Origin of the sequence: Enterobacter sp. Ap-1006 (assembly GCF_011752835.1) — a bacterium.
Lineage (GTDB): Bacteria > Pseudomonadota > Gammaproteobacteria > Enterobacterales > Enterobacteriaceae > Cedecea.
In genome coordinates this window covers 75,515-89,989 of the sequence record NZ_VWWU01000004.1, presented here as the reverse complement: position 1 = coordinate 89,989, position 14,475 = coordinate 75,515, and the positions used below count along the sequence as shown (strand labels likewise).

The window sequence follows — 14,475 nt, the reverse complement described above, 5'->3', positions numbered from 1 at the left end:
CCACTCTAAGGAGAACCTCTCATGCAGCTTAAAGACGGCTGGCTGGTGGGGGTAAAACATCTGCCATCCCCGCATTGTGACGGCCGACCGGAAGAGGAAAACCCCTCATTGCTGGTGGTGCACAATATCAGTTTGCCGCCGGGGGAGTTTGGCGGCCCCTGGATTGATGCGTTATTTGCCGGAACGCTCGATCCTGCAGCGCACCCTTACTTTGCCGGTATTTCGCATTTGCGCGTGTCAGCCCATTGTCTGATTCGCCGGGACGGCGAAATTGTTCAGTACGTCCCTTTCGATAAACGAGCCTGGCATGCGGGCGTCTCGAGCTATCAGGGAAGAGAAAAGTGCAACGACTTTTCTATCGGTATTGAGCTGGAAGGTACCGATACGCTGGCCTATACCGACGCTCAATATGAACAACTCACAGCCTTAGCTAACTTACTGATTCAACACTATCCTGATATGGCGAAAAACATCACGGGCCACAGCGATATAGCACCTGGTCGGAAGACCGATCCAGGCCCTTCGTTTGACTGGCCGCGCTTTTTGGGTGCGGTTGAAGAGGCAACTGACAAGGAGAGCACATGACCCTGTTTACCCTGCTGTTAGTCCTGATGGGCGAGCGATTGTTCAAAATGGGCGAACACTGGCAGTTAGATCATCGTCTTGAAGTCCTGTTTGGACGGGTTAAGCATTTTTCTCTGTTAAGAACGCTGTTAATGACCGCTGCATTTATGGCCGTGGTTTTCCTGATTCTTCGTGCTTTGCATGGGCTACTATTCAACGTCCCACTGCTGGTGTTCTGGATTGCGCTGGGTGTGCTTTGCATCGGGGCCGGGCAGGTCAGGCTGCATTACCATTCGTATCTTAAAGCCGCCAGCCATGATGATGAACATGCCCGTGATGCAATGGCTGCAGAGCTTACATTGATTCATGGTGTTCCGCCTGAGTGCAGCGAGCGTGAATACCTGCGCGAGCTACAAAACGCGCTGCTGTGGATTAACTTCCGTTTCTATCTCGCGCCGCTGTTTTGGTTTGTGGTGGGCGGAACATGGGGGCCGGTTACGCTCGCAGGGTATGCTTTCCTGCGCGCATGGCAGACATGGCTTGCCCGGCACCATACGGCACACGAGCGCTTGCTCTCGGGAATTGACGGCATTCTTCATATTCTTGACTGGGTGCCCGTGCGTTTGGTGGGTGTCGCTTATGCTCTGTTGGGTCACGGTGAGCGAGCGCTGCCGGCCTGGTTTGCATCCCTTGCCGACAGGCATACCTCTCAATACCAGGTTCTCACACAACTGGCACAGTACTCGCTGGCGAGAGAACCCCATCAGGATAAGATGAAAACACCGAAAGCTGCGGTATCGCTGGCGAAGAAGATTTCATTGGTGATTGTGGTCGTGGTGGCGTTACTGACGATTTACGGCACTTTGGTTTAGGGCCGGAAGGTTGTAATAAAACGCCCCGCATTGCGGGGCGTTTTATTTATCAGGCTTTCACTGCCTTCAGGTTTTTCTGCTTCAGGAAATAACCGACGCCCAGAATCGCAATCCACACTGGGATCAGGTAAACCGAGATGGCCATGCCTGGCGTTATCAGCATGATGACCAACACGCCAACCATAAACAGCAGGCAGACCCAGTTTCCTAACGGATAGAACAGGGCAGGGAAGCGGGTTTTCACCCCTTGCTGCTGCTTAGCACGGCGGAACTTCATGTGAGCCAGGCTGATCATCGCCCAGTTGATCACCAGGGCTGAGACAACCAGCGCCATCAGCAGGCCGAAAGCGGATTCCGGTGCCAGGTAGTTAATCAGCACGCAAAGGGCGGTAAAGCCTGCGGAAACCAGAATCGTGTTCACCGGTACACCGCGCTTATCGACGCTTTTCAACATCTTCGGCGCGTTCCCCTGCTGTGCCAGACCGAACAGCATACGGCTGTTGCAGTAAACGCAGCTGTTGTAAACCGACAGGGCGGCGGTGAGCACCACGATATTCAGAGCGTTAGCCACGAAAGTGTCGCCCAGCTCATGGAAGATCAGCACGAACGGGCTGGTGTCTGCGGTCACGCGCGTCCACGGCAGCAGGGACAGCAGAATCGCCAGCGAACCCACATAGAAAATCAGAATACGGTAGATAACCTGGTTGGTCGCTTTTGGAATGCTCACTTCCGGGTTGTCTGCTTCAGCGGCGGTAATACCGACCAGCTCAAGACCGCCGAAGGAAAACATAATGATAGCCATCATCATGACCAGGCCGGTGATGCCGTGCGGCAGGAAGCCACCCTGATCCCAGAGGTTGCTGACGGACGCCTGTGGGCCACCGTTGCCGCTAAAGAGTAACCAGCCGCCGAACAGAATCATGGCGATAACCGCTACTACTTTGATGATAGCGAACCAAAACTCCATCTCACCAAAGACTTTAACGTTAGTTAAGTTGATGGCGTTGATAGCAACGAAGAACACCGCCGCCGTAGCCCAGGTTGGGATCTCCGGCCACCAGAATTGGATGTATTTGCCGACGGCCGTCAGTTCAGCCATGGCGACCAGGACATAGAGTACCCAGTAATTCCAGCCTGATGCGAAGCCTGCAAAACCACCCCAGTATTTATAAGCGAAGTGGCTGAATGAACCGGCTACCGGCTCCTCAACGACCATTTCACCCAGCTGGCGCATAATTAAAAATGCGATAAACCCGGCGATAGCATAGCCGAGAATAATTGCCGGACCTGCCGACTGGATGACGGATGCGCTGCCCAGAAACAGGCCCGTCCCGATAGCTCCACCCAGCGCGATAAGCTGAATGTGGCGGTTTTTAAGACCGCGCTTCAGCGTGTCGCCGTGCTGTTGACCTTCCATCATGTAACCTCGTAGTGGTTAATGTCTGCGCTACATTGACGCGGATGTAATTGTTGTATTCCGTAATGTGTAGTCTTTTTTTTACGGTTATCAATTATGAATTTTGCGGATAGGGCTACCGCATCGCAAAGAATAATGTTAAGCGCAGGCCTTTGCACCTGCTTTCTGCCACTGCTCTGACGAGTTGGGCAAAAAGAAACCATTTGTAAAAAAGAGGGGAGGAGAAGGTGAGTCGGGAATACTTCTTGAGCGGCCGTTTTGCGTCACAAAAATGACATACATTCACCGCGTCTTTCGGTTGTTTTTGAAAAATATATCGTTTCAGAAACGTTAACTTACCGCTTTGTGGGTAAACGCGAGTTAGTGCCCAGGTTATGGTTTTGAAAAGCCCTTCTTTTGTTATTGTTAAAATGTGCCTGCTTTCATGATTTCAATCAAAACCAATATGGACAGAAGGTGAATACTTTGTTACTTTTAGCCTCACGAACGTGAAATTGGTCTTACCAATTGACTCCGGGCTAATGGCAGAGATAGGGAACGATGGCCTACAGCAAAATCCGCCAACCAAAATTATCCGATGTGATAGAGCAGCAGCTGGAGTTTCTCATCCTTGAGGGCACTCTACGCCCGGGCGAAAAACTTCCACCTGAACGCGAACTGGCGAAACAATTTGATGTTTCCCGTCCTTCGCTGCGCGAGGCCATCCAGCGTCTCGAAGCCAAGGGTTTGCTGCTTCGTCGCCAGGGCGGCGGTACTTTTGTCCAGAACAGCCTTTGGCAGAGCCTGAGCGACCCGCTGGTCGAACTGCTCTCAGACCATCCCGAATCCCAGTTTGATCTACTTGAAACCCGCCATGCGCTTGAAGGTATTGCTGCTTATTACGCGGCGCTGCGCGGAACCGAAGAAGATCTCTCGCGCATTGGTGATTGCCATATTGCCATCCAGCAGGCTCAGGAGTCCGGTGATTTAGACGCCGAAGCCGATGCCGTCATGCAGTATCAAATTGCCGTAACCGAAGCCGCGCATAATGTTGTGCTTCTTCATTTATTGCGCTGCATGGAGCCTATGCTCGAACAGAACGTTCGCCAGAATTTTGAATTGCTCTACGCGCGCCGCGAGATGTTGGCGCAAGTGAGCAGCCATCGCGCCAGCATTTTTGCGGCGATTATGGCTCGCCAGCCGGAGCAGGCGCGAGAAGCGTCGCACCGTCACCTGGCGTTTATTGAGGAAATATTGCTGGATCGCAGCCGCGAGCAGAGCCGTCGTGAGCGCTCTCTCCGTCTCCTTCAGCAACGTAAGGATTAAGCGCCAAACTTTTAGCGCGCGGCAACTAAACACAGAACCTGTCTTATTGCGTTCTTTTCTTCAGTTGCCCGAATTCATTCGGGCAAGAGCGCAATGGGACAGGTTCCAGATAAATCAACGTATTAGACAGATAAGGAATACCCCCATGTCAGAACGTTTCCCAAATGACGTGGATCCGATTGAAACTCGCGACTGGCTACAGGCGATCGAATCGGTTATCCGTGAAGAAGGTGTTGAGCGTGCACAGTATCTGATCGATCAGCTGCTGTCCGAAGCCAGCAAAGGCGGTGTGAAAGTCGCTGCTTCTGCAGGTGCTCGCAACTATGTGAACACCATTGCCGTTGAAGACGAACCGGAATACCCGGGCAATCTGGATCTGGAACGCCGTATCCGTTCTGCTATCCGCTGGAACGCCATCATGACCGTTCTGCGCGCATCCAAGAAAGATCTGGAACTGGGTGGCCACATGGCATCCTTCCAGTCTTCTGCGACCGTTTACGAAGTGTGCTTCAACCACTTCTTCCGTGCAGCCAACGAGAAAGACGGCGGCGATCTGGTGTACTTCCAGGGCCACATCTCTCCGGGCATCTATGCACGTGCTTTCCTTGAAGGCCGCCTGACCGAAGAGCAGATGAACAATTTCCGTCAGGAAGTTCACGGTAAAGGTCTGTCTTCTTATCCGCACCCTAAACTGATGCCAGAATTCTGGCAGTTCCCGACCGTTTCCATGGGTCTGGGCCCAATCGGTGCGATCTACCAGGCTAAATTCCTGAAATATCTGGAACACCGTGGCCTGAAAGACACCTCTGAGCAAACCGTTTATGCCTTCCTGGGCGACGGTGAAATGGATGAGCCAGAATCTAAAGGCGCGATCACCATCGCGACCCGTGAGAAGCTGGACAACCTGTGCTTCATCATCAACTGTAACCTGCAGCGTCTGGATGGTCCGGTCACCGGTAACGGCAAGATCATCAACGAACTGGAAGGCATCTTCAGCGGTGCTGGCTGGAACGTTATCAAAGTGATGTGGGGCGGTCGTTGGGATGAGCTGCTGCGTAAAGACACCAGCGGTAAACTGATCCAACTGATGAACGAAACCGTTGACGGTGACTACCAGACCTTCAAATCCAAAGACGGTGCCTACGTTCGTGAGCACTTCTTCGGCAAATACCCTGAAACCGCAGCGCTGGTTGCAGACTGGACTGATGAGCAGATCTGGGCCCTGAACCGCGGTGGTCACGATCCGAAGAAAGTCTACGCTGCACTGAAAAAAGCGCAGGAAACCAAAGGTAAAGCGACCGTTATCCTGGCCCACACCATCAAAGGTTACGGCATGGGCGATACCGCAGAAGGTAAAAACATCGCTCACCAGGTGAAGAAAATGAACATGGACGGCGTGCGTTACATCCGCGACCGTTTCAACGTGCCAGTGACCGATGAGCAGGTAGAAAACCTGTCTTACATCACCTTCCCAGAAGGCACTGAAGAGCACAAGTACCTGCACGAACGTCGTCAGGCGCTGAAAGGCTACCTGCCTGCTCGTCAGCCTAACTTCTCCGAAAAACTGGAATTGCCTGCGCTGGAAGACTTCTCTCAGCTGCTGGAAGAGCAGAACAAAGAGATCTCCACCACCATCGCCTTCGTTCGTGCCCTGAACGTGATGCTGAAGAACCCGTCTATCAAAGACCGTCTGGTTCCAATCATCGCCGATGAAGCGCGTACCTTTGGTATGGAAGGTCTGTTCCGTCAGATCGGTATCTACAGCCCGAACGGCCAGCAGTACACCCCGCAGGACCGCGAGCAGGTTGCATACTACAAAGAAGACGAGAAAGGCCAGATTCTGCAGGAAGGGATCAACGAACTGGGTGCTGGCGCATCCTGGCTGGCGGCTGCGACCTCTTACAGCACCAACAACCTGCCGATGATTCCGTTCTACATCTACTACTCGATGTTCGGTTTCCAGCGTATCGGTGACCTGTGCTGGCAGGCTGGCGACCAACAGGCTCGCGGCTTCCTGGTCGGCGGGACTTCCGGTCGTACTACGCTGAACGGTGAAGGTCTGCAGCACGAAGATGGCCACAGCCACATTCAGTCTCTGACTATTCCTAACTGTATCTCTTACGATCCGTCTTACGCGTACGAAGTGGCTGTCATCATGCACGACGGTCTGACCCGTATGTACGGTGAAGCACAAGAGAACATTTATTACTACATCACCACCCTGAACGAAAACTACCACATGCCGGCTATGCCAGCAGGTGCCGAGGAAGGTATCCGTAAAGGTATCTACAAACTCGAAACCGTTGCAGGTAGCAAAGGTAAAGTTCAGCTGCTGGGCTCCGGTTCTATCCTGCGTCACGTGCGTGAAGCAGCACAGATCCTGGCGAACGACTACGGCGTGGGCTCTGACGTGTACAGCGTAACCTCCTTCACCGAACTGGCTCGTGATGGCCAGGATTGTGAGCGCTGGAACATGCTGCACCCAATGGAAACTCCGCGCGTACCTTACATCGCTCAGGTGATGAACGACGCTCCAGCGGTTGCTTCTACTGACTATATGAAACTGTTCGCTGAGCAGGTTCGTACTTACGTACCAGCTGATGATTATCGCGTACTGGGCACAGACGGCTTCGGTCGTTCTGACAGCCGCGAAAACCTGCGTCACCACTTCGAAGTTGATGCTTCTTACGTGGTCGTAGCAGCCCTGGGCGAACTGGCTAAACGTGGCGAAATCGATAAGAAAGTGGTTGCTGACGCAATTACTAAATTCAACATCGATGCAGAAAAAGTTAACCCGCGTCTGGCGTAAGAGGTAAAGAGACAATGGCTATCGAAATCAAAGTACCAGACATCGGCGCTGATGAAGTTGAAATCACCGAGATTCTGGTCAAAGTTGGCGACAAAGTTGAAGCTGAACAGTCGCTGATCACTGTAGAAGGCGATAAAGCCTCTATGGAAGTTCCGTCTCCACAGGCTGGCGTCGTGAAAGAGATCAAAGTCTCTGTCGGCGACAAAACCGAGACCGGCAAACTGATCATGATTTTCGATTCCGCCGAAGGTGCAGCAGCCGCTGCACCTGCTAAGGCAGAAGAGAAGAAAGAAGCCGCTCCGGCCGCAGCACCTGCTGCCGCGAGCGCAAAAGACGTTAACGTGCCAGACATCGGCGGTGACGAAGTAGAAGTTACCGAGATCATGGTGAAAGTGGGCGACACCGTTGCCGCTGAACAGTCTCTGATCACCGTAGAAGGCGACAAAGCTTCTATGGAAGTCCCTGCTCCGTTCGCGGGCGTGGTGAAAGAGATCAAAATCAGCACCGGCGACAAAGTGTCTACCGGCTCTCTGATCATGGTCTTCGAAGTGGCGGGTGCCGCACCTGCCGCCGCTCCAGCACAGGCTGCTGCTCCGGCTGCTGCCGCAGCACCTGCGGCTTCCGGCTCTAAAGAAGTTAACGTCCCGGACATCGGCGGTGATGAAGTTGAAGTCACTGAAGTGATGGTGAAAGTGGGCGACAAAGTTGCCGCTGAGCAGTCACTTATCACCGTAGAAGGCGACAAAGCTTCCATGGAAGTGCCTGCACCATTCGCCGGCACCGTGAAAGAAATCAAAATCAGCACCGGCGACAAAGTGTCCACCGGCTCCCTGATCATGGTCTTCGAAGTAGAAGGCGCTGCACCTGCTGCGGCTCCAACTGCTGCTGCACCAGCTCCAGCCGCTGCGGCACCAGCCCCGGCAGCCAAAGCCGCTGCACCTGCTGCTAAAGCAGAAGGTAAATCTGAATTCGCTGAAAACGACGCGTACGTTCATGCGACTCCGCTGATCCGCCGCCTGGCTCGCGAGTTCGGCGTTAACCTGGCGAAAGTGAAAGGCACCGGCCGTAAAGGTCGTATCCTGCGTGAAGACGTTCAGGCTTACGTGAAAGACGCTGTTAAACGCGCTGAAGCGGCTCCGGCTGCGACCGGCGGTGGTCTGCCAGGCATGCTGCCATGGCCGAAAGTTGACTTCAGCAAGTTCGGTGAAATCGAAGAAGTGGAAATGGGCCGCATCCAGAAAATCTCTGGTGCTAACCTGAGCCGTAACTGGGTGATGATCCCGCACGTTACCCACTTCGACAAAACCGATATCACCGATCTGGAAGCGTTCCGTAAGCAGCAGAACGACGAAGCCGCTAAGCGTAAGCTGGACGTGAAGTTCACTCCTGTAGTGTTCATCATGAAAGCCGTTGCGGCCGCGCTGGAGCAGATGCCTCGCTTCAACAGCTCCCTGTCCGAAGATGGCCAGAAGCTGACGCTGAAAAAATACATCAACATCGGTGTGGCGGTTGATACCCCGAATGGTCTGGTTGTTCCAGTCTTCAAAGACGTGAACAAGAAGAGCATCACCGAGCTGTCTCGCGAACTGATGGCTATCTCCAAGAAAGCTCGCGACGGCAAGCTGACCGCTGGCGAAATGCAGGGCGGCTGCTTCACCATCTCCAGCCTGGGCGGTATCGGGACAACTCACTTCGCGCCGATCGTTAACGCGCCAGAAGTGGCTATCCTGGGTGTCTCCAAGTCTGCGATGGAGCCGGTCTGGAACGGTAAAGAGTTCACGCCGCGTCTGATGATGCCGATGTCTCTTTCCTTCGACCACCGCGTAATCGACGGCGCTGATGGAGCTCGCTTCATCACCATCATCAACAACATGTTGTCTGATATTCGCCGCCTGGTGATGTAATTGAAAAGCCGGCCAATCGGCCGGCTTTTTTCTGGTAATCTCATGGTGTTTGTGAGGTTATTGGCGAAAGCGACAATTCGTGAGCCGTTTGTTGTTTCAAAATTGTTAACAATTTTGTAAACTGCGGGCGGATAGAACGACCCGGTGGACGACGGGTATAAATTAAGAGGTCATGATGAGCACAGAAATCAAAACTCAGGTCGTAGTACTTGGGGCAGGCCCGGCAGGTTACTCCGCAGCATTCCGCGCCGCGGATTTAGGTCTGGAAACCGTCATCGTAGAGCGTTACAGCACCCTTGGTGGTGTTTGTCTGAACGTCGGCTGTATCCCTTCTAAAGCGCTGCTGCACGTTGCTAAAGTTATCGAAGAAGCAAAAGCACTGGCCGAACACGGCATCGTTTTCGGTGAGCCGAAAACCGATATCGACAAAATTCGTACCTGGAAAGAGAAAGTTATCACTCAGCTGACCGGCGGCCTGGCGGGTATGGCCAAAGGCCGTAAAGTGAAAGTGGTAAACGGTCTGGGTAAATTCACCGGGGCTAACACCCTGGAAGTGGAAGGCGAAAACGGTAAAACCGTGATCAACTTCGACAACGCTATCATCGCGGCGGGTTCCCGTCCGATCGAGCTGCCGTTCATTCCTCATGAAGATCCACGCGTGTGGGATTCCACGGATGCGCTGGAGCTCAAATCCGTACCTAAACGCCTGCTGGTAATGGGTGGCGGTATCATCGGCCTGGAAATGGGCACAGTATACCATGCGCTGGGTTCAGACATTGACGTGGTTGAAATGTTCGACCAGGTTATCCCTGCCGCAGACAAAGACATCGTTAAAGTCTTCACCAAACGCATCAGCAAGAAATTCAATCTGATGCTGGAAACCAAAGTGACTGCCGTTGAAGCGAAAGAAGACGGCATCTATGTTTCCATGGAAGGCAAAAAAGCCCCAGCAGAACCGCAGCGTTACGACGCGGTTCTGGTGGCTATCGGCCGCGTGCCGAACGGTAAAAACCTCGATGCAGGCAAAGCCGGCGTTGAAGTGGACGACCGTGGCTTTATCCGCGTTGACAAACAGCTGCGCACCAACGTGCCACACATCTTTGCTATCGGCGACATCGTCGGTCAGCCAATGCTGGCACACAAAGGTGTTCATGAAGGCCACGTTGCCGCAGAAGTTATCGCCGGGATGAAGCACTACTTCGATCCGAAAGTGATCCCATCCATCGCTTACACCGAGCCAGAAGTTGCATGGGTTGGTCTGACTGAGAAAGAAGCGAAAGAGAAAGGCATCAGCTACGAAACCGCCACCTTCCCGTGGGCTGCTTCTGGCCGTGCTATCGCTTCCGATTGCGCAGACGGTATGACCAAGCTTATTTTCGACAAAGAGACTCACCGCGTTATCGGTGGGGCGATTGTCGGGACCAACGGCGGCGAGCTGCTGGGCGAAATCGGTCTGGCTATCGAGATGGGTTGTGACGCAGAAGACATCGCGCTCACCATCCACGCTCACCCGACGCTGCACGAATCCGTTGGCCTGGCGGCTGAAGTCTTCGAAGGCAGCATCACCGACCTGCCTAACGCGAAAGCGAAGAAAAAGTAACTTTCAGCGTCTGATAAAGCGGCCCTTTGGGGCCGTTTTTTTTGCCCGTAAAAGGCCGCCCTTGCGAGCGGCCAGTAGCTTAATTGCCCAGGTTCAAAACGAACTGAACGGTAATGTCTGAAATATTCCAGCCACCCTGGCTCAGCAAAAGCAGTGAACCTAACAACAGAAGCAGCGCGTACAGCAAACGCATTTCCATTGCGTGTATACCCTTTGGGCTACGGCGATTCCTTCTTCACCGGGAAAGGCAGAATCAGGCAAGTGTACAGGACTTACCACGTAGAGCGGTTAAACTGCTCCCGAACCCGATGACTGGCTGCTACACCAGCGAAGCAGGCCATCGTCGAATTTAGGGTAAAAGAGGGGGATCGGATATGGAGATTTTAAGCTTGCAGTGGCTTACATCCTCTTTTAGATGTCAGCTCGCAAAATGAGCAATATGCCTTGCAACCATATACTGATAAGGGCATTATCGTCCTCGTACTGGACTTGCCACAAAACATTTCCTTTCATCGTGTGCTACCACTTTGTCAGGGCAAACGAACCGCCGAAAGGCGGTTTTTTTGTGTCTGAGGGTCATATCAAAAAGTAATCTATTCCCCCTTAACGATTCAGCAACGTTTTAATGTTGCTTTTTTGTAAACAGATTAACACCCCCTGAAAATCCTGCTATGCTGCCCGACGCGGTACCGGGCATTTACCCTACAAACTGCTGTCTCACAGGAGCGTGAAGAGAGAGATCCGGTAGCGCCAAATGACAATGAGAGCGAGGAGAACCGTCGTGCTAGAAGAATACCGTAAGCACGTAGCTGAACGTGCCGCAGAAGGGATTGTTCCAAAACCCTTAGATGCCACCCAAATGGCCGCACTGGTTGAGCTGCTGAAAACCCCACCAGCAGGTGAAGAAGCATTCCTGTTAGATCTGATTACTAACCGTGTACCGCCGGGCGTTGATGAAGCCGCCTACGTGAAAGCCGGTTTCCTTGCTGCCATTGCCAAAGGCGATGCCACTTCCCCGCTGATCTCCCCTGAAAAAGCCGTTGAACTGCTGGGCACCATGCAGGGTGGCTACAACATTCATCCGCTGATTGACGCGCTGGATAACGAAAAGCTGGCGCCGATTGCCGCCAAAGCGCTGTCCCACACGCTGCTGATGTTTGATAACTTCTACGACGTAGAAGAGAAAGCCAAAGCGGGCAACACCTACGCTCAGCAAGTGCTGAAGTCCTGGTCCGAAGCCGAATGGTTCCTGTCTCGCCCTAAACTGGCCGAGAAAATCACCGTTACCGTCTTTAAAGTCACCGGCGAAACCAATACCGACGATCTGTCCCCGGCCCCGGACGCATGGTCCCGCCCGGACATCCCGCTGCACGCCCTGGCGATGCTGAAAAACGCCCGCGAAGGCATTGAGCCGGATCAGGCTGGCGTAATTGGCCCTATCAAACAGATCGAAGCGCTGCAGAAAAAAGGTTTCCCTCTGGCCTACGTGGGCGACGTTGTGGGCACCGGTTCTTCCCGTAAATCTGCCACTAACTCCGTGCTGTGGTTCATGGGTGACGATATTCCGAACGTGCCGAACAAGCGCGGCGGCGGCGTTGTGCTGGGCGGCAAAATCGCCCCCATCTTCTTCAACACCATGGAAGATGCTGGCGCACTGCCGATCGAAGTTGACGTTAACGATCTGAATATGGGCGATGTGATCGACATTTACCCGTACAAAGGCGAAGTGCGTAACCACGAAACCAATGCGGTGATCGCCAACTTTGAATTGAAAACCGACGTGCTGCTGGATGAAGTCCGCGCCGGCGGCCGTATCCCGCTGATCATCGGCCGTGGCCTGACCACCAAAGCGCGCGAAGCACTGAGCCTGCCGCATAGCGACGTATTTGTTCAGGCGAAAGACGTTGCCGCCAGCACCCGCGGTTACTCGCTGGCGCAGAAAATGGTTGGCCGTGCCTGTGGCGTGGAAGGTATCCGCCCTGGCGCTTATTGCGAACCGAAGATGACTTCCGTCGGTTCACAGGACACCACCGGGCCAATGACCCGTGATGAGCTGAAAGACCTTGCCTGTCTTGGCTTCTCTGCGGATCTGGTGATGCAGTCCTTCTGCCACACCGCGGCTTATCCTAAGCCGGTGGACGTGACGACTCACCACACGCTGCCTGACTTCATCATGAACCGTGGCGGCGTCTCTCTGCGTCCGGGCGATGGCGTTATTCACTCGTGGCTGAACCGCATGCTGCTGCCGGATACCGTTGGTACGGGAGGTGACTCCCATACCCGTTTCCCAATCGGGATTTCTTTCCCGGCGGGTTCTGGTCTGGTGGCGTTTGCTGCGGCGACCGGCGTTATGCCGCTGGATATGCCTGAGTCCGTGCTGGTTCGCTTCAAAGGCGAAATGCAGCCGGGTATTACCCTGCGTGATTTGGTACACGCGATCCCGCTGTACGCGATCAAACAGGGCCTGCTGACCGTGGAGAAGAAAGGCAAGAAAAACATCTTCTCTGGCCGTATCCTGGAAATCGAAGGTCTGCCGACGCTGAAAGTTGAGCAGGCGTTTGAGCTGACCGATGCTTCCGCGGAGCGTTCTGCCGCAGGTTGCACCATTAAACTGGATCGCGAGCCGATCGAAGAGTACCTGAATTCCAACATCGTGCTGCTGAAGTGGATGATTGCCGAAGGTTACGGCGATCGTCGTACGCTTGAGCGCCGTATTCAGGGCATGGAAAAATGGCTGGCAGATCCACAACTGATGGAAGCCGACGCTGATGCAGAATATGCGGCAGTGATCGACATCGATCTGAACGATATCAAAGAGCCAATCCTCTGCGCGCCAAACGACCCGGACGATGCTCGTCTGCTGTCCGACGTGGCCGGGGAGAAGATCGACGAAGTATTTATCGGTTCCTGTATGACCAACATCGGTCACTTCCGTGCGGCCGGTAAACTGCTGGACAGCCACAAAGGTCAGCTGCCAACTCGCCTGTGGGTGGCGCCGCCAACCCGTATGGACGCGGCTCAGCTGACGGAAGAAGGCTATTACAGCGTGTTCGGTAAGAGCGGGGCCCGTATCGAAATTCCAGGCTGCTCCCTGTGCATGGGTAACCAGGCTCGTGTGGCAGATGGCGCGACGGTCGTGTCGACGTCAACCCGTAACTTCCCGAACCGTTTGGGAACCGGGGCGAATGTCTTCCTGGCTTCTGCTGAGCTGGCGGCCGTGGCTTCCCTGTTGGGTAAACTGCCAACTCCTGACGAATATCAGACCTTCATGACTCAGGTTGATAAAACGGCGGTAGACACTTACCGCTACCTGAACTTTGACCAGCTGTCTCAGTACACCGAGAAAGCGGACGGCGTCATCTTCCAGACCGCCGTTTAAAGGCTAAATACCCTCACACTGTGCTCTCTCTCCCTGTGGGAGAGGGCCGGGGTGAGGGCACCAGACCACTCTGCGTTTCTCCTTTTTATTTCTCGTCCTTCTACTCGCCACGCTGTTTTCCCCTGACTTTGCTGCGATAATTAAGCCTATAGGCGTGGGTGAGGATTTCCCCCGCGATGTAGAGGAAACAGCGATGGACTATGAATTTCTGCGTGACATCACCGGTATGGTGAAGGTGCGTATGTCAATGGGGCACGAGGTTGTCGGCCACTGGTTTAATGAGGAAGTGAAGGGTAACCTGGCGCTTCTGGATGAAGTCGAGCAGGCCGTGCTTTCCGTGAAAGGCAGCGAGCGGCAGTGGCAGCGGGCCGGGCACGAATATACGCTGTGGCTGGACGAGGAGGAGGTCATCGTCCGCGCTAACCAGCTGGAAATTTCCGGGGATGAGATGGAAGAGGGAATGAGCTACTACGACGAAGAGAGCCTCTCTTTTTGCGGCGTAGAGGACTTCCTGCAGGTGGTACACGCTTACCGGGAATTCCTGCAGCAGCGTTAACGCGCTGGGGCTGATACCGCCCCCACGTTGTTTGGTCTTAGAGCCAATGACCGTGGTTACACGGTCATT

At 54.0% G+C, this 14,475-nt stretch carries 9 protein-coding genes; 8 read left to right on the top strand and 1 reads right to left on the bottom strand.

Features of this window, described 5'->3' with window-relative positions; genetic code table 11:
- Positions 1-21: 21 nt before the first annotated feature.
- A complete protein-coding gene (ampD, locus tag F3J28_RS13280; protein WP_166876764.1) occupies positions 22-585 on the top strand; it encodes a 1,6-anhydro-N-acetylmuramyl-L-alanine amidase AmpD in 564 nt (187 codons plus the stop codon).
- A complete protein-coding gene (ampE, locus tag F3J28_RS13275; RefSeq protein WP_166876761.1) occupies positions 582-1,436 on the top strand; it encodes a beta-lactamase regulator AmpE in 855 nt (284 codons plus the stop codon). Before ampD ends, ampE begins: the two co-directional genes overlap by 4 nt.
- A gap of 49 nt (positions 1,437-1,485) precedes the next feature.
- Here ampE and aroP read toward each other — a convergent pair whose 3' ends face one another.
- Positions 1,486-2,856 carry an aromatic amino acid transporter AroP gene (gene aroP, locus F3J28_RS13270; protein ID WP_166876758.1) on the bottom strand — a complete coding sequence of 457 codons (1,371 nt, stop codon included), beginning with the start codon at positions 2,854-2,856 and terminating at the stop codon, positions 1,486-1,488.
- A 537-nt stretch (positions 2,857-3,393) separates the two neighbouring features.
- On the opposite strand from aroP, the gene pdhR reads away from it, so the two are divergent.
- The 6 genes from pdhR to yacL all read left to right on the top strand — a co-directional run bounded on the left by pdhR (position 3,394) and on the right by yacL (position 14,406).
- Complete coding sequence (pdhR, locus tag F3J28_RS13265) at positions 3,394-4,158, top strand: pyruvate dehydrogenase complex transcriptional repressor PdhR (RefSeq protein WP_039290334.1); 765 nt, start codon at positions 3,394-3,396, stop codon at positions 4,156-4,158.
- 145 nt (positions 4,159-4,303) lie between these two features.
- The gene (gene aceE, locus F3J28_RS13260; protein WP_008461826.1) at positions 4,304-6,967 is read left to right on the top strand and encodes a pyruvate dehydrogenase (acetyl-transferring), homodimeric type; all 2,664 of its coding nucleotides are present in this window, start codon (positions 4,304-4,306) and stop codon (positions 6,965-6,967) included.
- A 14-nt stretch (positions 6,968-6,981) separates the two neighbouring features.
- Positions 6,982-8,871 (top strand): pyruvate dehydrogenase complex dihydrolipoyllysine-residue acetyltransferase, encoded by a 1,890-nt coding sequence (aceF, locus tag F3J28_RS13255; RefSeq protein WP_085541982.1) that lies wholly within the window; start codon positions 6,982-6,984, stop codon positions 8,869-8,871.
- Positions 8,872-9,046: 175 nt separating this feature from the next.
- Entirely contained in the window at positions 9,047-10,471 is a 1,425-nt protein-coding gene (lpdA, locus tag F3J28_RS13250; protein WP_008461828.1) for a dihydrolipoyl dehydrogenase, read from the top strand.
- 781 nt (positions 10,472-11,252) lie between these two features.
- Entirely contained in the window at positions 11,253-13,850 is a 2,598-nt protein-coding gene (gene acnB, locus F3J28_RS13245; protein ID WP_008461831.1) for a bifunctional aconitate hydratase 2/2-methylisocitrate dehydratase, read from the top strand.
- Between the two features lie 193 nt (positions 13,851-14,043).
- Positions 14,044-14,406, top strand: coding sequence for a protein YacL (yacL, locus tag F3J28_RS13240; protein ID WP_008461832.1), 363 nt, complete (start codon positions 14,044-14,046; stop codon positions 14,404-14,406).
- Positions 14,407-14,475 lie beyond the last annotated feature (69 nt).

What these genes read in the sequence shown, in the direction of transcription:
- aceF (WP_085541982.1), top strand. Translation starts at nt 6,982, where the DNA reads ATGGCTATCGAAATCAAAGTACCAGACATCGGCGCTGATGAAGTTGAA.
- aroP (WP_166876758.1), bottom strand. Translation starts at nt 2,856, where the DNA reads ATGATGGAAGGTCAACAGCACGGCGACACGCTGAAGCGCGGTCTTAAA.
- yacL (WP_008461832.1), top strand. Translation starts at nt 14,044, where the DNA reads ATGGACTATGAATTTCTGCGTGACATCACCGGTATGGTGAAGGTGCGT.
- ampD (WP_166876764.1), top strand. Translation starts at nt 22, where the DNA reads ATGCAGCTTAAAGACGGCTGGCTGGTGGGGGTAAAACATCTGCCATCC.
- pdhR (WP_039290334.1), top strand. Translation starts at nt 3,394, where the DNA reads ATGGCCTACAGCAAAATCCGCCAACCAAAATTATCCGATGTGATAGAG.
- aceE (WP_008461826.1), top strand. Translation starts at nt 4,304, where the DNA reads ATGTCAGAACGTTTCCCAAATGACGTGGATCCGATTGAAACTCGCGAC.
- lpdA (WP_008461828.1), top strand. Translation starts at nt 9,047, where the DNA reads ATGAGCACAGAAATCAAAACTCAGGTCGTAGTACTTGGGGCAGGCCCG.
- ampE (WP_166876761.1), top strand. Translation starts at nt 582, where the DNA reads ATGACCCTGTTTACCCTGCTGTTAGTCCTGATGGGCGAGCGATTGTTC.